This window comes from Kluyvera georgiana (genome assembly GCF_050990895.1).
Lineage (GTDB): Bacteria > Pseudomonadota > Gammaproteobacteria > Enterobacterales > Enterobacteriaceae > Kluyvera > Kluyvera georgiana.
The window spans coordinates 4,682,489-4,703,429 of the sequence record NZ_CP158865.1 but is presented as its reverse complement, the minus strand read 5'-3'; the positions used below and the strand labels follow the sequence as shown (position 1 = coordinate 4,703,429).

Here is a 20,941-nt window from a genome sequence, read left to right as displayed (position 1 = left end):
CGCGCCGGACATGCAGTTTCGTGCCATTACTCGAATTGTTGGACTTCTGGTCATCTTATTCTCGGGAACAATGATCCTGCCGGGATTAGTGGCTTTGATTTACCGCGATGGCGCCGGGCGCGCATTTACCCAGACCTTTTTCGTCGCGCTGGTGATTGGTTCCCTGCTGTGGTGGCCAAATCGTCGTGAAAAACGCGAGCTGAAATCACGCGAAGGCTTTCTGATTGTCGTTCTGTTCTGGACGGTGCTGGGCAGCGTGGGTGCGCTGCCGTTTATCTTCTCCGAGCAGCCGAACCTGACGGTCACCGACGCGTTCTTTGAATCGTTCTCGGGTTTAACCACGACCGGGGCGACCACGCTGGTGGGGCTGGATTCATTACCTCACGCGATACTCTTCTATCGGCAAATGCTGCAATGGTTCGGCGGGATGGGGATCATTGTGCTGGCGGTTGCGATTCTGCCTATCCTTGGCGTCGGGGGGATGCAGCTCTACAGAGCAGAAATGCCAGGGCCGCTAAAAGACAACAAGATGCGACCGCGTATCGCTGAAACGGCGAAAACCCTGTGGCTTATCTATGTTCTGTTGACCGTAGCCTGCGCGCTGGCGCTGTGGTTTGCCGGGATGCCGGCGTTTGATGCGATCGGCCACAGTTTTGCCACTATCGCGATCGGCGGCTTCTCGACGCATGATGCCAGCGTGGGTTTCTTTGATAGTCCAACTATCAACACCATTATTGCTATCTTCCTGCTGATCTCTGGCTGTAACTACGGCCTGCACTTCTCTTTATTAAGCGGGCGTAGCCTGAAGGTGTACTGGCGCGACCCGGAATTCCGTATGTTTATCGGCGTGCAGCTGACGTTGGTGGTGATCTGTACGCTGGTGCTGTGGTTCCATAATATCTATGCCTCGGCGGTGACAACGCTCAACCAGGCCTTCTTCCAGGTGGTCTCGATGGCGACCACCGCCGGCTTTACGACCGACAGTATCGCGCGCTGGCCGCTGTTCCTACCGGTTCTTCTTTTATGCTCTGCATTTATTGGCGGTTGTGCCGGTTCAACCGGTGGTGGTCTGAAGGTGATTCGTATTCTGCTGCTGTTCAAGCAGGGAAACCGAGAACTCAAGCGCCTTGTTCACCCGAACGCGGTCTACAGTATTAAACTGGGCAACCGTGCGCTGCCGGAACGTATTCTTGAGGCGGTATGGGGATTCTTCTCCGCCTATGCGTTGGTCTTCATTATTAGCATGCTGGCGATCATCGCCACCGGCGTCGACGACTTCTCGGCGTTTGCTTCCGTCGTGGCGACGCTGAACAACCTGGGGCCAGGGCTGGGCGTGGTAGCGGATAACTTTGCCAGCATGAACCCGGTGGCGAAGTGGATACTGATCGCGAACATGCTGTTTGGTCGTCTGGAAGTCTTTACGCTGCTGGTGCTGTTTACCCCAACATTCTGGCGCGAATAACAGGAGTCGGCGTTGAAAACATTAATGCTCTTTTCTACCCGTGATGGGCAGACGCGTGAAATCGCTGCTTATCTCTGTTCGCAGCTCAGCGAGCTGGACGTCGAGACGGCAATGGTGGATCTGAATCGGACGGAGGATGTGGATTGGACGCAGTACGATCGCGTGATTATCGGTGCGTCTATTCGCTATGGGCATTTCCATCCGGCTCTTGATCGTTTCGTGAAAAAACATGCGGCGGCGCTGCAGGCGATACCGAGCGCGTTCTTTGCGGTAAACCTGGTGGCGCGCAAGCCGGAGAAGCGTTCACCGCAGACGAACAGCTATACGCGCAAGTTCCTGCTGCGCTCGCCATGGCAACCGGATGCCTGTGCGGTCTTTGCCGGCGCGCTGCGTTATCCACGCTACGGCTGGTTCGATCGCTTCATGATTCGTTTAATTATGAAGATGACCGGTGGCGAGACGGATACCAGTAAAGAAGTGGTTTATACCGATTGGGGGCAGGTAGCCGATTTTGCCAAAGAAATCGCGCAACTTTCGCACAAATAGGGCGTGAATTCGGCATGTTGCCTGGAAAGTGAGCGAACGAAAGTTTTTTTTATATTTCTGCTTGCGGGTTCTCAATTTCTCCCTATAATGCGGCCCCACTGACACGGAACAACGGCAAACAAGCCGCCGGGTCAGCGAGGTTCCCCTGAGAATCTCGACGGAGAAAAGCGAAATTAAATGCTTGACTCTGAAAGAGGAAAGCGTAATATACGCCACCTCGCAACGGTGAGCGAAAGCCGCGTTGCACTGCTCTTTAACAATTTATCAGACAATCTGTGTGGGCACTCGAAGATACGGATTCTTAAACGTCGCAAGACGAAAAATGAATACCAAGTCTCTGAGTGAACACGTAATTCATTACGAAGTTTAATTCACGAGCATCAAACTTAAATTGAAGAGTTTGATCATGGCTCAGATTGAACGCTGGCGGCAGGCCTAACACATGCAAGTCGAACGGTAGCACAGAGAGCTTGCTCTCGGGTGACGAGTGGCGGACGGGTGAGTAATGTCTGGGAAACTGCCCGATGGAGGGGGATAACTACTGGAAACGGTAGCTAATACCGCATAACGTCGCAAGACCAAAGTGGGGGACCTTCGGGCCTCACACCATCGGATGTGCCCAGATGGGATTAGCTAGTAGGTGGGGTAACGGCTCACCTAGGCGACGATCCCTAGCTGGTCTGAGAGGATGACCAGCCACACTGGAACTGAGACACGGTCCAGACTCCTACGGGAGGCAGCAGTGGGGAATATTGCACAATGGGCGCAAGCCTGATGCAGCCATGCCGCGTGTATGAAGAAGGCCTTCGGGTTGTAAAGTACTTTCAGCGAGGAGGAAGGCGTTGTGGTTAATAACCACAGCGATTGACGTTACTCGCAGAAGAAGCACCGGCTAACTCCGTGCCAGCAGCCGCGGTAATACGGAGGGTGCAAGCGTTAATCGGAATTACTGGGCGTAAAGCGCACGCAGGCGGTTTGTTAAGTCAGATGTGAAATCCCCGGGCTCAACCTGGGAACTGCATTTGAAACTGGCAAGCTTGAGTCTCGTAGAGGGGGGTAGAATTCCAGGTGTAGCGGTGAAATGCGTAGAGATCTGGAGGAATACCGGTGGCGAAGGCGGCCCCCTGGACGAAGACTGACGCTCAGGTGCGAAAGCGTGGGGAGCAAACAGGATTAGATACCCTGGTAGTCCACGCCGTAAACGATGTCTATTTGGAGGTTGTTCCCTTGAGGAGTGGCTTCCGGAGCTAACGCGTTAAATAGACCGCCTGGGGAGTACGGCCGCAAGGTTAAAACTCAAATGAATTGACGGGGGCCCGCACAAGCGGTGGAGCATGTGGTTTAATTCGATGCAACGCGAAGAACCTTACCTACTCTTGACATCCAGAGAACTTAGCAGAGATGCTTTGGTGCCTTCGGGAACTCTGAGACAGGTGCTGCATGGCTGTCGTCAGCTCGTGTTGTGAAATGTTGGGTTAAGTCCCGCAACGAGCGCAACCCTTATCCTTTGTTGCCAGCGGTTCGGCCGGGAACTCAAAGGAGACTGCCAGTGATAAACTGGAGGAAGGTGGGGATGACGTCAAGTCATCATGGCCCTTACGAGTAGGGCTACACACGTGCTACAATGGCATATACAAAGAGAAGCGACCTCGCGAGAGCAAGCGGACCTCATAAAGTATGTCGTAGTCCGGATTGGAGTCTGCAACTCGACTCCATGAAGTCGGAATCGCTAGTAATCGTAGATCAGAATGCTACGGTGAATACGTTCCCGGGCCTTGTACACACCGCCCGTCACACCATGGGAGTGGGTTGCAAAAGAAGTAGGTAGCTTAACCTTCGGGAGGGCGCTTACCACTTTGTGATTCATGACTGGGGTGAAGTCGTAACAAGGTAACCGTAGGGGAACCTGCGGTTGGATCACCTCCTTACCTTAAAGAAACGTTCTTTGAAGTGCTCACACAGATTGTCTGATGAAAAGTAAATAGCAAGGCGTCTTGCGATTGAGACTTCAGTGTCCCCTTCGTCTAGAGGCCCAGGACACCGCCCTTTCACGGCGGTAACAGGGGTTCGAATCCCCTAGGGGACGCCACTTGCTGGTTTGTGTGAGTGAAAGTCGCCGACCTCAATATCTCAAAACTCATCTTCGGGTGACGTTTGAAATATTTGCTCTTTAAAAATCTGGATCAAGCTGAAAATTGAAACGACACACTGTGTCTGTTCTCCGTAATAAGAACAGATAAATGGTGTGTTCGAGTCTCTCAAATTTTCGCAATCAGAAGTGAAACATCTTCGGGTTGTGAGGTTAAGCGACTAAGCGTACACGGTGGATGCCCTGGCAGTCAGAGGCGATGAAGGACGTGCTAATCTGCGATAAGCGTCGGTAAGGTGATATGAACCGTTATAACCGGCGATTTCCGAATGGGGAAACCCAGTGTGTTTCGACACACTATCGTTAACTGAATACATAGGTTAACGAAGCGAACCGGGGGAACTGAAACATCTAAGTACCCCGAGGAAAAGAAATCAACCGAGATTCCCCCAGTAGCGGCGAGCGAACGGGGAGCAGCCCAGAGTCTGAATCAGCTTGTGTGTTAGTGGAACGGTCTGGAAAGTCCGACGGTACAGGGTGATAGTCCCGTACACCAAAATGCACAGGTTGTGAACTCGATGAGTAGGGCGGGACACGTGGTATCCTGTCTGAATATGGGGGGACCATCCTCCAAGGCTAAATACTCCTGACTGACCGATAGTGAACCAGTACCGTGAGGGAAAGGCGAAAAGAACCCCGGCGAGGGGAGTGAAAAAGAACCTGAAACCGTGTACGTACAAGCAGTGGGAGCACCCTTTGGGGTGTGACTGCGTACCTTTTGTATAATGGGTCAGCGACTTATATTCTGTAGCAAGGTTAACCGTATAGGGGAGCCGAAGGGAAACCGAGTCTTAACTGGGCGTTAAGTTGCAGGGTATAGACCCGAAACCCGGTGATCTAGCCATGGGCAGGTTGAAGGTTGGGTAACACTAACTGGAGGACCGAACCGACTAATGTTGAAAAATTAGCGGATGACTTGTGGCTGGGGGTGAAAGGCCAATCAAACCGGGAGATAGCTGGTTCTCCCCGAAAGCTATTTAGGTAGCGCCTCGTGAACTCATCTTCGGGGGTAGAGCACTGTTTCGGCTAGGGGGTCATCCCGACTTACCAACCCGATGCAAACTGCGAATACCGAAGAATGTTATCACGGGAGACACACGGCGGGTGCTAACGTCCGTCGTGAAGAGGGAAACAACCCAGACCGCCAGCTAAGGTCCCAAAGTCACAGTTAAGTGGGAAACGATGTGGGAAGGCTCAGACAGCCAGGATGTTGGCTTAGAAGCAGCCATCATTTAAAGAAAGCGTAATAGCTCACTGGTCGAGTCGGCCTGCGCGGAAGATGTAACGGGGCTAAACTGTGCACCGAAGCTGCGGCAGCGACACTATGTGTTGTTGGGTAGGGGAGCGTTCTGTAAGCCTGCGAAGGTGTCTCGTGAGGGATGCTGGAGGTATCAGAAGTGCGAATGCTGACATAAGTAACGATAATGCGGGTGAAAAACCCGCACGCCGGAAGACCAAGGGTTCCTGTCCAACGTTAATCGGGGCAGGGTGAGTCGACCCCTAAGGCGAGGCCGAAAGGCGTAGTCGATGGGAAACAGGTTAATATTCCTGTACTTGGTGTTACTGCGAAGGGGGGACGGAGAAGGCTATGTTAGCCGGGCGACGGTTGTCCCGGTTTAAGCATGTAGGCGGAGCGTTTAGGTAAATCCGGACGCTTACTAACGCTGAGGTGTGATGACGAGGCACTACGGTGCTGAAGTAACAAATGCCCTGCTTCCAGGAAAAGCCTCTAAGCATCAGGTAACATCAAATCGTACCCCAAACCGACACAGGTGGTCAGGTAGAGAATACCAAGGCGCTTGAGAGAACTCGGGTGAAGGAACTAGGCAAAATGGTGCCGTAACTTCGGGAGAAGGCACGCTGATATGTAGGTGAAGTGGTTTACCCATGGAGCTGAAATCAGTCGAAGATACCAGCTGGCTGCAACTGTTTATTAAAAACACAGCACTGTGCAAACACGAAAGTGGACGTATACGGTGTGACGCCTGCCCGGTGCCGGAAGGTTAATTGATGGGGTTAGCTGTAAGGCGAAGCTCTTGATCGAAGCCCCGGTAAACGGCGGCCGTAACTATAACGGTCCTAAGGTAGCGAAATTCCTTGTCGGGTAAGTTCCGACCTGCACGAATGGCGTAATGATGGCCAGGCTGTCTCCACCCGAGACTCAGTGAAATTGAACTCGCTGTGAAGATGCAGTGTACCCGCGGCAAGACGGAAAGACCCCGTGAACCTTTACTATAGCTTGACACTGAACACTGGTCCTTGATGTGTAGGATAGGTGGGAGGCTTTGAAGCGTGGACGCCAGTCTGCGTGGAGCCAACCTTGAAATACCACCCTTTAATGGCTGGTGTTCTAACGTAGACCCGTAATCCGGGTTGCGGACAGTGTCTGGTGGGTAGTTTGACTGGGGCGGTCTCCTCCTAAAGAGTAACGGAGGAGCACGAAGGTTAGCTAATCCTGGTCGGACATCAGGAGGTTAGTGCAAAGGCATAAGCTAGCTTGACTGCGAGAGTGACGGCTCGAGCAGGTGCGAAAGCAGGTCTTAGTGATCCGGTGGTTCTGAATGGAAGGGCCATCGCTCAACGGATAAAAGGTACTCCGGGGATAACAGGCTGATACCGCCCAAGAGTTCATATCGACGGCGGTGTTTGGCACCTCGATGTCGGCTCATCACATCCTGGGGCTGAAGTAGGTCCCAAGGGTATGGCTGTTCGCCATTTAAAGTGGTACGCGAGCTGGGTTTAGAACGTCGTGAGACAGTTCGGTCCCTATCTGCCGTGGGCGCTGGAGAATTGAGGGGGGCTGCTCCTAGTACGAGAGGACCGGAGTGGACGCATCACTGGTGTTCGGGTTGTCATGCCAATGGCATTGCCCGGTAGCTAAATGCGGAAAAGATAAGTGCTGAAAGCATCTAAGCACGAAACTTGCCCCGAGATGAGTTCTCCCTGACCCTTTAAGGGTCCTGAAGGAACGTTGAAGACGACGACGTTGATAGGCTGGGTGTGTAAGCGTAGCGATACGTTGAGCTAACCAGTACTAATGAACCGTGAGGCTTAACCTTACAACGCCGAAGATGTTTTGGCGAAGAGACGATATTCAGCTTGATTACAGATGACATTAACCGGCGAAAAGCGGGTTAATAAACAGAATTTGCCTGGCGGCTGTAGCGCGGTGGTCCCACCTGACCCCATGCCGAACTCAGAAGTGAAACGCCGTAGCGCCGATGGTAGTGTGGGGTCTCCCCATGCGAGAGTAGGGAACTGCCAGGCATCAATTTAGTGAAGAAGCCCATCCTGACGGATGGGCTTTTTTACGTCTGTGCGAAATGAAAATACGGTGAAATCTCAGGCGATTAATGTCCTCCGCAGGGCGGATAAGCGCAGCGTCATCAGGTTACCCCGGGGCACATTGCCGGATGGCGGCGTGAACGCCTTATCCGGCCTACAATACCTACGTTTCGCTTCTCAACCACGCCACAGTTACGTGCAAGTGATGCACAATACTCCACTTTTTTCCTCTCTATTCCTTCTGCGCCTAATTTACCTGAACCTGTTCCTACATATAACCGCAAGCCTTCCCCACGCAGATACGGTAAACTATCGCCGATTTAGCATCAGGAAAGCAGCTATGACTCACTCCCTAAAACCCTGGAATACCTTCGGCATTGACCACTGTGCAAAGCACATCGTATGCGCTGAAAATGAACAACAACTATTGAGCGCCTGGCAGAAAGCAACCCGTGAAGGGCAGCCGGTCATGATCCTGGGTGAAGGAAGCAATGTTCTGTTTCTGGAAGACTATTCCGGCACCGTGATCCTTAACCGCCTCAAAGGCATTGAGGTGAATGAAACCGCTGACGCCTGGCATCTACACGTCGGTGCAGGCGAAAACTGGCATCAGCTGGTGCGTTATGCGCTGGATAACAACATGCCCGGTCTGGAAAATCTCGCGCTGATCCCTGGCTGCGCGGGCTCATCCCCTATTCAGAATATCGGCGCCTACGGCGTCGAATTACAGCACGTCTGCGAATATGTCGACTGCATTGAGCTGGCAACCGGAGAGCGTAAACGTCTTACCGCAGCAGAGTGTCAATTTGGCTATCGTGATAGCATTTTTAAGCATGCCTACCAGGATCGCTTTGCGATTGTTGCCGTCGGTTTCCGCCTGACCAAAGCTTGGCAGCCGGTACTGACTTACGGTGACCTCACACGTCTGGATCCGCAAACCGTCACTCCACGTGATGTTTTCGATTCAGTCTGCCATATGCGCATGACTAAGCTGCCGGACCCGAAGATCAACGGCAACGCGGGCAGCTTCTTTAAAAACCCGGTAGTCAGTGCAGAATACGCACAGGCGCTGCTGGCAAACTTCCCGAAAGCACCGCATTACCCGCAGGCGGACGGTAGCGTTAAGTTAGCTGCTGGCTGGCTTATCGATCAGTGTCAGTTGAAAGGCCACGTTGAGGGCGGCGCAGCGGTACACCAACAGCAGGCGCTGGTACTGGTGAACGTCAATAACGCCCAGAGTGGCGATGTGGTGAAGCTGGCTCATTATGTGCGACAGCAGGTGGGCGACAAATTTAACGTTTGGCTGGAACCTGAAGTGCGCTTTATCGGTAACGTCGGCGAAGTGAACGCGGTAGAGGTGATTCAATGAAAGACAATACGGTGCCATTAACGCTTATCTCACTGCTTGCCGATGGCGATTTTCACTCCGGCGAGCACTTAGGTGAAACGTTGGGGATGAGTCGCGCGGCGATTAACAAGCATATCCAGACGCTGCGTGACTGGGGAGTGGATGTCTTTACCGTACCAGGTAAAGGCTATAGCTTACCGGAACCTATACAACTGTTGGATGCTGAACGTATTCGCAGCGCAGTTGATTATGGTGATGTCGCCGTTCTCCCGGTTATCGATTCGACAAATCAGTATCTGCTTGACCGTATCGGTGAGCTCAAGTCCGGTGATGCTTGCGTCGCCGAATACCAGCAGGCGGGCCGTGGTCGTCGCGGCCGTAAATGGTTCTCACCGTTTGGCGCTAACCTGTATCTTTCTATGTACTGGCGTTTAGAGCAGGGGCCCGCCGCCGCGATTGGCCTGAGCCTGGTGATCGGTATTGTGATGGCAGAAGTTCTTCAGGAGCTCGGTGCGGATAAAGTGCGGGTGAAATGGCCAAATGACCTGTATCTGAATGACCGTAAACTATCGGGTATTCTCGTGGAGCTGACCGGTAAGACCGGCGATGCCGCGCAAATCGTCATTGGCGCCGGTATTAACCTGGTGATGCGTCGTGTTGAAAACGATGTGATTAATCAGGGTTGGATCAACCTCCAGGAAGCAGGGATCACCATCGATCGTAACGTTCTGGCCGCACGCTTGATTAATGAGTTACATGAAGCATTGCATCTCTTCGAGCAGGAGGGCTTGGCGCCATATCTCTCACGCTGGGATAAATTGGATAACTTTATTAATCGGCCGGTAAAACTCATTATCGGTGATAAAGAAATCTTCGGTATTTCCCGCGGCATTGATACTCAAGGAGCATTATTACTTGAGCAAGATGGGGTAATTAAACCGTGGATGGGCGGTGAGATTTCGCTGCGCAGCGCCGAATAAAAAAGGGAGCTTCGGCTCCCTTTTCTTTTATCTCATTTATTTCCGCAAACGCACTTGTTCAACGGAGTGGTTAGCGCTTTTCGTCAGAATTAAACTTGCACGCTCACGCGTTGGCAGAATATTTTCGTTTAAATTCCGTAGGTTAATTTCATTCCAAAGTGATGTTGCGACGTTAATGGCTTCCTCTTTGGAAAGCTGCGCATAGTTATGGAAATAAGAATCCGGGTCAGTAAAAGCCCCTTCACGGAATTTCAGAAAACGATTGATATACCACGACTGTAATAATTTTTCTGGCGCATCAACATAAATAGAGAAATCAACGAAGTCAGACACAAATACATGATGCGGATCGTGCGGATAATCCATCCCGCTCTGCAGAACGTTTAATCCCTCAAGAATGAGAATGTCCGGATGAGTGACCGTTTTATCGCCGTCAGGAATAACGTCATAAATCAGATGAGAATAGACCGGCGCGGTAACGTTCGGTACGCCAGATTTCAGGTCAGAAACGAACTTCACCAGTCGGTGCATATCATACGACTGCGGGAAGCCTTTCTTCTTCATCAGACCGCGCTCTTTAAGCACCTCGTTAGGATGCAGGAAACCGTCGGTAGTGATTAGCTCGACGCGGCGGTGTTCCGGCCAACGACTAAGCAGCGCCTGTAACACGCGCGCGGTTGTACTTTTACCGACCGCCACGCTCCCCGCGATACTGATGATATAAGGAATGCGTTGGCCGTTAGTGCCGAGGAACTGCTCCAGCACCGCCTGGCGGCGCAGGTTAGAACTAATATAGAAGTTCAATAAACGTGACAAAGGCAAATAGATCTCCGCCACTTCCTCCAGCGACAGATCTTCGTTGATACCTTTTAAGCGCGTAATTTCGCCTTCAGTCAGGGTCATTGGCACGGAATCGCGCAGCGCTGCCCACTGGCTACGATTGAACTGTAGATAAGGTGTCATTAACGTTTGCTCTTGTTTTCTCATAAGCATGTTCTGGCTACCACGCTGACTGCACGCGACGCTTCACATTCAGTTAATCAGGACAATGGGCAGGAGGTTAACACCAGGTAGAAGAGAAAAAGAAGAAAAAATCCAAATTAGTGGTGCTTTCGTGAGAAAACGCCACAGTTTGTTCTCAACCAGGCGATTTGCCATTAATGAAGAAAGAGTACTAATAGAAGACAATGTGAAAATCTACGCTATCCAGCCTGAACTTTTGCTCTGGATATCGTTAAAGACGAGTAAAGCATCGCGAGACTATCGATTCACGGCGAGATTTTTGGACGTAAAAAAGACGTTTTGCTGAGTTTTTACGCGCAAATGCACAAAACGTGAGCGATAGAACATTTTATGCAATTTTTTAGTTGCATGTCACCGCATGTCTCCATAGAATGCGCGCTACTTGATGCCGACTTAGCTCAGTAGGTAGAGCAACTGACTTGTAATCAGTAGGTCACCAGTTCGATTCCGGTAGTCGGCACCATCAGGTGGGGTTCCCGAGCGGCCAAAGGGAGCAGACTGTAAATCTGCCGTCACAGACTTCGAAGGTTCGAATCCTTCCCCCACCACCACTTTCAGGCTAAGCATTGCGAAGCCAGAGTTGGTTGGTAAAATAACTAGCTCAAACAAAGGAAAGGGAGAAATCTCTTTCCTTTGGCACAGAAAGAACTGGGTAGCCGAGTTTTAGGATGCGGGCATCGTATAATGGCTATTACCTCAGCCTTCCAAGCTGATGATGCGGGTTCGATTCCCGCTGCCCGCTCCAGACGTGCTGATATGGCTCAGTTGGTAGAGCGCACCCTTGGTAAGGGTGAGGTCCCCAGTTCGACTCTGGGTATCAGCACCACTTCTCTTCTCCCTCCCATTTCTCTCTGTTCAAATTCAAGCATTCAACAATTCAGGCGTTTTGTCTGGTTGATGTGGTGATATCACCGATTTATCCGTGTATTAGAGGGACTATCGATGTCTAAAGAAAAATTTGAACGTACCAAACCGCACGTCAACGTCGGTACTATCGGCCACGTTGACCATGGTAAAACTACCCTGACCGCTGCAATCACTACCGTTCTGGCTAAAACCTACGGCGGTGCTGCTCGTGCTTTCGACCAGATCGATAACGCACCGGAAGAAAAAGCTCGTGGTATCACCATCAACACCTCCCACGTTGAATACGACACCCCGACTCGCCACTACGCGCACGTAGACTGCCCGGGGCACGCCGACTATGTTAAAAACATGATCACCGGTGCTGCGCAGATGGACGGCGCGATCCTGGTTGTTGCTGCGACTGACGGCCCGATGCCGCAGACTCGTGAGCACATCCTGCTGGGTCGTCAGGTTGGCGTTCCGTACATCATCGTGTTCCTGAATAAATGCGACATGGTTGATGACGAAGAGCTGCTGGAACTGGTTGAAATGGAAGTTCGTGAACTTCTGTCTCAGTACGACTTCCCGGGCGACGACACGCCGATCGTTCGTGGTTCTGCTCTGAAAGCGCTGGAAGGCGACGCTGAGTGGGAAGCGAAAATCATCGAACTGGCGGGCTTCCTGGATTCTTACATCCCGGAACCAGAGCGTGCGATTGACAAGCCGTTCCTGCTGCCGATCGAAGACGTATTCTCCATCTCCGGTCGTGGTACCGTTGTTACCGGTCGTGTAGAACGCGGTATTATCAAAGTTGGCGAAGAAGTTGAAATCGTTGGTATCAAAGACACCGCTAAGTCTACCTGTACCGGCGTTGAAATGTTCCGCAAACTGCTGGACGAAGGCCGTGCTGGTGAGAACGTTGGTGTTCTGCTGCGTGGTATCAAACGTGAAGAAATCGAACGTGGTCAGGTACTGGCTAAGCCGGGTTCTATCAAGCCGCACACCAAGTTCGAATCTGAAGTGTACATTCTGTCCAAAGACGAAGGCGGCCGTCATACTCCGTTCTTCAAAGGCTACCGTCCGCAGTTCTACTTCCGTACTACTGACGTGACTGGCACCATCGAACTGCCGGAAGGCGTTGAGATGGTAATGCCGGGCGACAACATCAAAATGGTTGTTACCCTGATCCACCCGATCGCGATGGACGATGGTCTGCGTTTCGCAATCCGTGAAGGCGGTCGTACCGTTGGCGCGGGCGTTGTTGCCAAAGTAATGAGCTAATTGCTGATAACATTTGACGCAATGCGCAATAAAAGGGCATCATTTGATGCCCTTTTTGTACGCTGTCGAACCAGAACCTGGCTCATCAGTGATTATTTTTGCCATAATCATTGCTGAGACAGGCTCTGTAGAGGGCGTTTAGTCCGAAACTTATTTCGGTTTGGATCGCCTCGCAATCGCGGGGTGGAAATGTTTGTAGAATACTTCTGACAGGTTGGTTTATGAGTGCGAATACCGAAGCTCAAGGGAGCGGGCGCGGCCTGGAAGCGATGAAGTGGGTCGTTGTTGCCGTATTGCTGATTGTCGCAATTGTGGGTAACTACCTTTATCGCGACATGATGCTGCCGCTGCGTGCGCTGGCCGTAGTAATTATTATTGCTGCAGCGGGTGGTGTCGCGCTGTTGACGACGAAAGGCAAAGCGACCGTTGCGTTTGCTCGTGAAGCGAGAACGGAAGTTCGTAAGGTGATTTGGCCGACTCGCCAGGAAACGCTGCACACTACGCTGATCGTTGCTGCGGTCACTGCGGTAATGTCACTGATCCTGTGGGGACTGGATGGTATTCTGGTTCGCCTGGTATCCTTTATCACTGGCCTGAGGTTCTAAGATGTCTGAAGCACCTAAAAAGCGTTGGTACGTCGTTCAGGCGTTTTCCGGTTTTGAAGGCCGTGTAGCGACTTCGCTGCGCGAGCATATCAAATTACACAACATGGAAGAGCTGTTCGGCGAAGTCATGGTTCCGACCGAAGAAGTGGTTGAAATCCGTGGCGGCCAGCGTCGTAAGAGCGAGCGCAAATTCTTCCCTGGCTACGTATTAGTTCAGATGGTGATGAACGATGCGAGCTGGCACCTGGTGCGCAGCGTTCCGCGCGTAATGGGCTTTATCGGCGGTACCTCTGACCGTCCGGCGCCAATCAGCGACAAAGAAGTTGATGCGATTATGAACCGCCTGCAGCAGGTTGGTGATAAGCCGCGTCCGAAAACGCTGTTTGAACCGGGTGAAATGGTTCGCGTTAGTGACGGTCCGTTCGCTGACTTCAACGGCGTGGTTGAAGAAGTGGATTACGAGAAGTCTCGCCTGAAAGTATCTGTATCTATCTTCGGTCGTGCGACCCCGGTAGAGCTGGACTTCGCCCAGGTTGAGAAAGCGTAAGGCTGCGATCAAAAAAGCATCGATCTAATCGTTGCATAGGGCGCGAAATTGACATACAATTTCGCGCCTTTTGTTTTTATGGGCCACGGCCTGTAAAACGATTTTTATTCACGGGGAGCCTCCTTGAGGCGCTATTACCCAATTAGAGGATTTTAGAATGGCTAAGAAAGTCCAAGCCTACGTTAAGCTGCAGGTTGCAGCTGGTATGGCAAACCCGAGTCCGCCGGTTGGTCCTGCTCTGGGTCAACAGGGTGTTAACATCATGGAATTCTGCAAAGCGTTCAACGCGAAGACTGATTCCATCGAAAAAGGTCTGCCGATTCCGGTTGTTATCACAGTTTACGCTGACCGTTCTTTCACCTTCATTACCAAAACGCCTCCGGCAGCAGTTCTGCTGAAGAAAGCGGCTGGTATTAAGTCTGGTTCCGGTAAGCCGAACAAAGACAAAGTAGGTAAAATTTCCCGCGCTCAGCTGCAGGAAATCGCGCAGACCAAAGCTGCCGACATGACCGGTGCCGACATTGAAGCGATGACTCGCTCCATCGAAGGTACTGCACGTTCCATGGGCCTGGTAGTGGAGGACTAAGAAATGGCTAAACTGACCAAGCGTATGCGCGTGATCCGTGAAAAAGTTGATGCAACTAAACAGTACGACATCAACGAAGCTATCTCTCTGCTGAAAGAGCTGGCCACTGCTAAATTCAACGAAAGCGTTGACGTTGCCGTTAACCTCGGCATCGACGCTCGTAAATCTGACCAGAACGTACGTGGTGCAACTGTACTGCCGCACGGTACTGGCCGTTCTGTTCGCGTTGCCGTATTTACCCAGGGCCCGAACGCTGAAGCAGCTAAAGCTGCTGGCGCTGAGCTGGTAGGTATGGAAGATCTGGCTGAACAGATCAAGAAAGGCGAAATGAACTTCGACGTTGTTATTGCTTCCCCGGATGCAATGCGCGTTGTTGGCCAGCTGGGTCAGGTTCTGGGCCCGCGCGGCCTGATGCCAAACCCGAAAGTTGGTACCGTAACTCCGAACGTTGCTGAAGCGGTTAAGAACGCTAAAGCGGGTCAGGTTCGTTACCGTAACGACAAAAACGGCATCATCCACACCACCATCGGTAAAGTGGACTTTGACGCTGACAAACTGAAAGAAAACCTGGAAGCTCTGCTGGTTGCGCTGAAAAAAGCAAAACCAACTCAGGCGAAAGGCGTGTACATCAAGAAAGTTAGCATCTCCACCACCATGGGTGCGGGTGTTGCAGTTGACCAGGCTGGCCTGAGCGCTGCTGCAAACTAATGCCTTTACGTGGGCGGTGATTTTGTCTACAATCTTACCCCCACGTTTGCTAACAAAAGTTAGCGGCTAAAAAGATTTGTTCGTTGGAGCCTGGCCTATCCAGGCCTCCGTCGAAGACCGCAGGTGTTTCGCAAGAAACTTAATCCCCTGCGTAGACGGTGACAGAACGCTAAGATTATTTTTTAAAGTACTCTTTGGCTTGTTTCTGCTCACCGTATTAAGACGCTCTTCTCGTTGAGATGAGTGAAGTGAGTTCCAGAGCATAAGCTCTGGCAAACATCCAGGAGCAAAGCTAATGGCTTTAAATCTTCAAGACAAACAAGCGATTGTTGCTGAAGTCAGCGAAGTAGCCAAAGGCGCGCTGTCTGCAGTAGTTGCGGATTCCCGTGGCGTAACTGTAGATAAAATGACTGAACTGCGTAAAGCAGGTCGTGAAGCTGGCGTATACATGCGTGTTGTTCGTAACACCCTGCTGCGTCGCGTCGTTGAAGGTACTCAGTTCGAGTGCCTGAAAGACACGTTTGTTGGTCCGACCCTGATTGCATACTCTATGGAACACCCGGGCGCTGCTGCTCGTCTGTTCAAAGAGTTCGCGAAAGCGAATGCAAAATTTGAGGTCAAAGCTGCAGCCTTTGAAGGTGAGCTGATCCCGGCGTCTCAGATCGACCGCCTGGCAACTCTGCCGACCTACGAAGAAGCAATTGCACGCCTGATGGCAACCATGAAAGAAGCTTCGGCTGGCAAACTGGTTCGCACTCTGGCTGCTGTACGCGATGCGAAAGAAGCTGCTTAATCGCAGTTATCTTTGTAAAGCATCTGCTTACGTATAAACTTATTCTGATATTCAGGAACAATTTAAATGTCTATCACTAAAGATCAAATCATTGAAGCAGTATCCGCTATGTCCGTAATGGACGTTGTTGAGCTGATCTCTGCAATGGAAGAAAAATTCGGTGTTTCCGCTGCTGCTGCTGTAGCTGTAGCTGCTGGCCCGGCTGAAGCTGCTGAAGAAAAAACTGAATTCGACGTAATTCTGAAAGCTGCTGGCGCTAACAAAGTTGCTGTAATCAAAGCAGTACGTGGCGCAACTGGCCTGGGTCTGAAAGAAGCTAAAGACCTGGTAGAATCTGCTCCGGCCGCTCTGAAAGAAGGCGTGAGCAAAGATGACGCTGAAGCACTGAAAAAATCTCTGGAAGAAGCTGGCGCTGAAGTTGAAGTTAAATAAGCCAACTTTTCTGGTTGAAGCCTGAGTAATCAGGCCGATGGCTGGTGACTTTTTAGTCACCAGCCATTTTGCGCTGTATGGCGCCAGTAGCATTTCACACTGTTTGACTACTGGTTGTCCTGACAATGCATGTTTCTATCGACGACTTAATATATTGCGACAGGGTGCTCGCTCTGTGTAAATCGCAATGAAATGGTTTAAGCGTGATAGCAACAGGTATTGCGGAAAGTGTTCCATTTTCCGGTCAACAAAATAGTGTTGCACAAACTGTCTGCCCATGGACAGATGCGTCGACTTGTCAGCGAGCTGAGGAACCCTATGGTTTACTCCTATACCGAGAAAAAACGTATTCGTAAGGATTTTGGTAAACGTCCACAAGTACTGGATGTCCCATATCTCCTTTCTATCCAGCTTGACTCGTTCCAGAAGTTTATCGAGCAAGATCCTGAAGGTCAGTATGGTCTGGAAGCGGCTTTCCGTTCCGTATTCCCGATTAAAAGCTACAGCGGTAACTCCGAGCTGCAATACGTCAGCTACCGTCTTGGCGAACCTGTCTTTGACGTTCAGGAATGTCAGATCCGTGGCGTGACCTATTCCGCACCGCTGCGCGTAAAACTGCGTCTGGTGATCTACGAGCGCGAAGCGCCGGAAGGCACCGTAAAAGACATTAAAGAACAAGAAGTCTACATGGGCGAAATTCCGCTCATGACCGACAACGGTACCTTTGTTATCAACGGTACTGAGCGTGTTATCGTTTCTCAGCTGCATCGTAGCCCAGGCGTCTTCTTTGACTCCGATAAAGGCAAAACCCACTCTTCGGGTAAAGTGCTGTATAACGCGCGCATCATTCCTTACCGTGGTTCCTGGCTGGACTTCGAATTCGATCCGAAGGACAACCTGTTCGTACGTATCGACCGTCGCCGTAAACTGCCTGCGACCATCATCCTGCGTGCGCTGAACTACACCACTGAGCAGATCCTTGACCTGTTCTTTGAGAAAGTTGTCTTCGAAATTCGCGACAACAAGCTGCAGATGGAGCTGATTCCAGAACGTCTGCGTGGCGAAACCGCCTCCTTCGACATCGAAGCGAACGGTAAAGTGTACGTTGAAAAAGGCCGCCGTATTACTGCGCGCCACATTCGCCAGCTGGAAAAAGACGATATCAAACATATCGAAGTTCCGGTTGAGTACATCGCTGGCAAAGTTGCTTCTAAAGACTACGTTGACGAATCTACCGGCGAGCTGATCTGCCCGGCCAACATGGAGCTGAGCCTGGATCTGCTGGCTAAGCTGAGCCAGTCTGGCCACAAGCGTATCGAAACGCTGTTCACTAACGATCTGGACCACGGCGCCTACATTTCTGAAACTGTACGCGTCGACCCAACCAACGATCGTCTGAGCGCGCTGGTAGAAATCTACCGCATGATGCGCCCTGGTGAGCCGCCGACTCGTGAAGCTGCTGAAAGCCTGTTCGAGAACCTGTTCTTCTCCGAAGACCGCTATGACCTGTCTGCGGTTGGTCGTATGAAGTTCAACCGTTCTCTGCTGCGCGACGAAATCGAAGGTTCCGGTATCCTGAGCAAAGACGACATCATTGAAGTGATGAAGAAGCTCATCGATATCCGTAACGGTAAAGGCGAAGTCGATGACATCGACCACCTCGGCAACCGTCGTATCCGTTCCGTAGGCGAAATGGCGGAAAACCAGTTCCGCGTTGGCCTGGTACGTGTAGAGCGTGCGGTGAAAGAGCGTCTGTCTCTGGGCGATCTGGATACCCTGATGCCTCAGGATATGATCAACGCCAAGCCGATTTCCGCAGCAGTGAAAGAGTTCTTTGGTTCCAGCCAGCTGTCTCAGTTTATGGACCAGAACAACCCGCTGTCTGAGATTACGCACAAACGTCGTATCTCCGCACTCGGCCCAGGCGGTTTGACCCGTGAACGCGCAGGCTTCGAAGTTCGAGACGTACACCCGACTCACTACGGTCGCGTATGTCCAATCGAAACGCCTGAAGGTCCGAACATCGGTCTGATCAACTCCCTGTCCGTGTATGCACAGACTAACGAATACGGCTTCCTTGAGACTCCGTACCGTAAAGTGACCGACGGTGTTGTAACCGACGAAATTCATTACCTGTCTGCTATCGAAGAAGGCAACTACGTTATCGCTCAGGCGAACTCCAACCTGGATGACGAAGGCCACTTTGTAGAAGATCTGGTTACCTGCCGTAGCAAAGGCGAATCCAGCTTGTTCAGCCGCGACCAGGTTGACTACATGGACGTATCCACCCAGCAGGTGGTATCCGTCGGTGCGTCCCTGATCCCGTTCCTGGAACACGATGACGCCAACCGTGCATTGATGGGTGCGAACATGCAACGTCAGGCGGTTCCGACTCTGCGCGCTGATAAGCCGCTGGTTGGTACCGGTATGGAACGTGCTGTAGCCGTCGACTCCGGTGTTACTGCAGTTGCTAAGCGTGGCGGTACCGTTCAGTACGTCGATGCTTCCCGTATCGTTATCAAAGTTAACGAAGACGAGATGTATCCGGGCGAAGCGGGTATCGACATCTACAACTTGACCAAATACACCCGTTCTAACCAGAACACCTGTATTAACCAGATGCCTTGCGTGTCTCTGGGTGAGCCAATCGAGCGCGGCGACGTGCTGGCAGATGGCCCGTCCACCGACCTGGGTGAACTGGCGCTGGGTCAGAACATGCGCGTGGCATTCATGCCATGGAACGGTTACAACTTCGAAGACTCCATCCTCGTATCCGAGCGTGTGGTTCAGGAAGACCGTTTCACCACCATCCACATTCAGGAACTGGCCTGTGTGTCCCGTGACACCAAGCTGGGGCCGGAAGAGATCACCGCTGACATCCCGAACGTGGGTGAAGCTGCTCTCTCCAAACTGGATGAATCCGGTATCGTTTACATTGGTGCAGAAGTGACCGGTGGCGACATTCTGGTTGGTAAGGTAACGCCGAAAGGTGAAACCCAGCTGACCCCAGAAGAGAAGCTGCTGCGTGCGATCTTCGGTGAGAAAGCGTCTGACGTTAAAGACTCTTCTCTGCGCGTACCAAACAGCGTTTCCGGTACCGTTATCGACGTTCAGGTCTTTACTCGCGATGGCGTAGAAAAAGACAAACGTGCGCTGGAAATTGAAGAGATGCAGCTGAAGCAGGCTAAGAAAGACCTGTCTGAAGAACTGCAGATCCTCGAAGCTGGCCTGTTCAGCCGTATCTACGCTGTGCTGGTTGCCGGTGGTGTTGAAGCTGAGAAGCTCGACAAACTGCCGCGTGACCGCTGGTTAGAACTCGGCCTGACCGACGAAGAGAAACAGAATCAGCTGGAACAGCTGGCTGAACAGTACGACGAACTGAAGCACGAGTTTGAGAAGAAACTCGAAGCGAAACGCCGCAAAATCACCCAAGGCGACGATCTGGCACCGGGCGTGCTGAAGATTGTTAAGGTATACCTGGCCGTTAAACGCCGTATCCAGCCTGGTGACAAAATGGCAGGTCGTCACGGTAACAAGGGTGTTATCTCCAAGATCAACCCGATCGAAGATATGCCGCACGATGCTAACGGTACGCCGGTAGATATCGTTCTGAACCCGCTGGGCGTACCATCGCGTATGAACATCGGTCAGATCCTTGAAACCCACCTGGGTATGGCTGCGAAAGGTATCGGCGATAAGATCAACGCCATGCTGAAACAGCAGCAGGAAGTCGCCAAACTGCGCGAGTTCATCCAGCGTGCTTACGATCTGGGCGCAGACGTTCGTCAGAAAGTCGACCTGAGCACCTTCAGCGATGATGAAGTTCTGCGTCTGGCTGAAAACCTGCGTAAAGGTATGCCGATCGCAACGCCGGTATTCGACGGTGCGAAAGAAGCGGAAATTAAAGAACTGCTGCAGCTGGGCGACCTGCCGACTTCCGGTCAGATCACCCTGTTCGACGGCCGTACCGGTGAACAGTTCGAGCGTCCGGTAACCGTAGGTTACATGTACATGCTGAAACTGAACCACCTGGTCGACGACAAGATGCACGCGCGTTCCACCGGTTCTTACAGCCTGGTTACTCAGCAGCCGCTGGGTGGTAAGGCGCAGTTCGGTGGTCAGCGCTTCGGGGAGATGGAAGTGTGGGCGCTGGAAGCTTACGGCGCCGCCTACACCCTGCAAGAAATGCTCACCGTTAAGTCTGATGACGTGAACGGCCGTACTAAGATGTATAAGAACATCGTAGATGGCAACCATCAGATGGAACCGGGCATGCCGGAATCCTTCAACGTACTGTTGAAAGAAATCCGCTCGCTGGGCATCAACATCGAACTGGAAGACGAGTAATCC

Annotated in this window: 13 protein-coding genes, 5 tRNA genes and 3 rRNA genes; 20 read left to right on the top strand and 1 reads right to left on the bottom strand. The window is 51.9% G+C overall.

Features of this window, described 5'->3' with window-relative positions; genetic code table 11:
• Positions 1 to 10: 10 nt before the first annotated feature.
• From trkH to birA, 8 genes are all read left to right on the top strand, one after another.
• Entirely contained in the window at positions 11 to 1,462 is a 1,452-nt protein-coding gene (gene trkH, locus ABTW00_RS22245; RefSeq protein ID WP_064546515.1) for a Trk system potassium transporter TrkH, read from the top strand.
• 12 nt (positions 1,463 to 1,474) lie between these two features.
• Positions 1,475 to 2,008, top strand: coding sequence for a menaquinone-dependent protoporphyrinogen IX dehydrogenase (gene hemG / locus ABTW00_RS22240; protein ID WP_065357454.1), 534 nt, complete (start codon positions 1,475 to 1,477; stop codon positions 2,006 to 2,008).
• A 388-nt stretch (positions 2,009 to 2,396) separates the two neighbouring features.
• Positions 2,397 to 3,936 (top strand): 16S ribosomal RNA (locus ABTW00_RS22235).
• Between the two features lie 85 nt (positions 3,937 to 4,021).
• Positions 4,022 to 4,097: transfer RNA gene (locus tag ABTW00_RS22230), tRNA-Glu, on the top strand.
• 211 nt (positions 4,098 to 4,308) lie between these two features.
• Positions 4,309 to 7,216 (top strand): 23S ribosomal RNA (locus ABTW00_RS22225).
• 92 nt (positions 7,217 to 7,308) lie between these two features.
• Positions 7,309 to 7,424, top strand: a 5S ribosomal RNA gene (gene rrf, locus ABTW00_RS22220).
• Together the 16S, 23S and 5S rRNA genes with 1 tRNA gene alongside form the textbook arrangement of a ribosomal RNA operon.
• A gap of 358 nt (positions 7,425 to 7,782) precedes the next feature.
• Positions 7,783 to 8,811, top strand: coding sequence for a UDP-N-acetylmuramate dehydrogenase (gene murB, locus ABTW00_RS22215; RefSeq protein ID WP_065358483.1), 1,029 nt, complete (start codon positions 7,783 to 7,785; stop codon positions 8,809 to 8,811).
• The gene (birA, locus tag ABTW00_RS22210) at positions 8,808 to 9,770 is read left to right on the top strand and encodes a bifunctional biotin--[acetyl-CoA-carboxylase] ligase/biotin operon repressor BirA (RefSeq protein WP_065358484.1); all 963 of its coding nucleotides are present in this window, start codon (positions 8,808 to 8,810) and stop codon (positions 9,768 to 9,770) included. Before murB ends, birA begins: the two co-directional genes overlap by 4 nt.
• 36 nt (positions 9,771 to 9,806) lie before the next feature.
• Here birA and coaA read toward each other — a convergent pair whose 3' ends face one another.
• On the bottom strand, positions 9,807 to 10,757 hold the full coding sequence (coaA, locus tag ABTW00_RS22205) for a type I pantothenate kinase (RefSeq protein ID WP_065358485.1): 951 nt from the start codon (positions 10,755 to 10,757) through the stop codon (positions 9,807 to 9,809).
• 423 nt (positions 10,758 to 11,180) lie between these two features.
• Between coaA and ABTW00_RS22200 the strand changes: the two genes are divergently transcribed.
• The 12 genes from ABTW00_RS22200 (at position 11,181) to rpoB (ending at position 20,938) form a co-directional block, all read left to right on the top strand.
• A tRNA-Thr gene (locus tag ABTW00_RS22200) sits at positions 11,181 to 11,256 on the top strand.
• 3 nt (positions 11,257 to 11,259) lie between these two features.
• Positions 11,260 to 11,344 (top strand) — tRNA-Tyr (locus tag ABTW00_RS22195).
• A 119-nt stretch (positions 11,345 to 11,463) separates the two neighbouring features.
• Positions 11,464 to 11,538 (top strand) — tRNA-Gly (locus tag ABTW00_RS22190).
• Positions 11,539 to 11,543: 5 nt separating this feature from the next.
• Positions 11,544 to 11,619 (top strand) — tRNA-Thr (locus ABTW00_RS22185).
• Between the two features lie 116 nt (positions 11,620 to 11,735).
• On the top strand, positions 11,736 to 12,920 hold the full coding sequence (gene tuf / locus ABTW00_RS22180) for an elongation factor Tu (protein WP_047407352.1): 1,185 nt from the start codon (positions 11,736 to 11,738) through the stop codon (positions 12,918 to 12,920).
• A gap of 221 nt (positions 12,921 to 13,141) precedes the next feature.
• Complete coding sequence (gene secE, locus ABTW00_RS22175) at positions 13,142 to 13,525, top strand: preprotein translocase subunit SecE (protein ID WP_064546531.1); 384 nt, start codon at positions 13,142 to 13,144, stop codon at positions 13,523 to 13,525.
• Between the two features lies 1 nt (position 13,526).
• The gene (nusG, locus tag ABTW00_RS22170; protein WP_002438628.1) at positions 13,527 to 14,072 is read left to right on the top strand and encodes a transcription termination/antitermination protein NusG; all 546 of its coding nucleotides are present in this window, start codon (positions 13,527 to 13,529) and stop codon (positions 14,070 to 14,072) included.
• A 157-nt stretch (positions 14,073 to 14,229) separates the two neighbouring features.
• On the top strand, positions 14,230 to 14,658 hold the full coding sequence (gene rplK, locus ABTW00_RS22165; protein WP_012133815.1) for a 50S ribosomal protein L11: 429 nt from the start codon (positions 14,230 to 14,232) through the stop codon (positions 14,656 to 14,658).
• A 3-nt stretch (positions 14,659 to 14,661) separates the two neighbouring features.
• A complete protein-coding gene (gene rplA, locus ABTW00_RS22160; protein ID WP_064546534.1) occupies positions 14,662 to 15,366 on the top strand; it encodes a 50S ribosomal protein L1 in 705 nt (234 codons plus the stop codon).
• 295 nt (positions 15,367 to 15,661) lie between these two features.
• Positions 15,662 to 16,159: a 50S ribosomal protein L10 gene (rplJ, locus tag ABTW00_RS22155; RefSeq protein WP_001207203.1), complete on the top strand. Its 498-nt coding sequence runs from the start codon at positions 15,662 to 15,664 to the stop codon at positions 16,157 to 16,159.
• A gap of 66 nt (positions 16,160 to 16,225) precedes the next feature.
• Positions 16,226 to 16,591 carry a 50S ribosomal protein L7/L12 gene (gene rplL, locus ABTW00_RS22150; RefSeq protein ID WP_000028882.1) on the top strand — a complete coding sequence of 122 codons (366 nt, stop codon included), beginning with the start codon at positions 16,226 to 16,228 and terminating at the stop codon, positions 16,589 to 16,591.
• 318 nt (positions 16,592 to 16,909) lie between these two features.
• On the top strand, positions 16,910 to 20,938 hold the full coding sequence (rpoB, locus tag ABTW00_RS22145; RefSeq protein WP_064546536.1) for a DNA-directed RNA polymerase subunit beta: 4,029 nt from the start codon (positions 16,910 to 16,912) through the stop codon (positions 20,936 to 20,938).
• Positions 20,939 to 20,941: the final 3 nt, after the last annotated feature.

Excerpts from the sequence above, each read along its gene's own strand:
- trkH (WP_064546515.1), top strand. The coding sequence starts at position 11 with ATGCAGTTTCGTGCCATTACTCGAATTGTTGGACTTCTGGTCATCTTA.
- rplJ (WP_001207203.1), top strand. The coding sequence starts at position 15,662 with ATGGCTTTAAATCTTCAAGACAAACAAGCGATTGTTGCTGAAGTCAGC.
- rplK (WP_012133815.1), top strand. The coding sequence starts at position 14,230 with ATGGCTAAGAAAGTCCAAGCCTACGTTAAGCTGCAGGTTGCAGCTGGT.
- coaA (WP_065358485.1), bottom strand. The coding sequence starts at position 10,757 with ATGAGAAAACAAGAGCAAACGTTAATGACACCTTATCTACAGTTCAAT.
- rplA (WP_064546534.1), top strand. The coding sequence starts at position 14,662 with ATGGCTAAACTGACCAAGCGTATGCGCGTGATCCGTGAAAAAGTTGAT.
- rplL (WP_000028882.1), top strand. The coding sequence starts at position 16,226 with ATGTCTATCACTAAAGATCAAATCATTGAAGCAGTATCCGCTATGTCC.
- rpoB (WP_064546536.1), top strand. The coding sequence starts at position 16,910 with ATGGTTTACTCCTATACCGAGAAAAAACGTATTCGTAAGGATTTTGGT.
- tuf (WP_047407352.1), top strand. The coding sequence starts at position 11,736 with ATGTCTAAAGAAAAATTTGAACGTACCAAACCGCACGTCAACGTCGGT.
- birA (WP_065358484.1), top strand. The coding sequence starts at position 8,808 with ATGAAAGACAATACGGTGCCATTAACGCTTATCTCACTGCTTGCCGAT.
- murB (WP_065358483.1), top strand. The coding sequence starts at position 7,783 with ATGACTCACTCCCTAAAACCCTGGAATACCTTCGGCATTGACCACTGT.
- secE (WP_064546531.1), top strand. The coding sequence starts at position 13,142 with ATGAGTGCGAATACCGAAGCTCAAGGGAGCGGGCGCGGCCTGGAAGCG.
- nusG (WP_002438628.1), top strand. The coding sequence starts at position 13,527 with ATGTCTGAAGCACCTAAAAAGCGTTGGTACGTCGTTCAGGCGTTTTCC.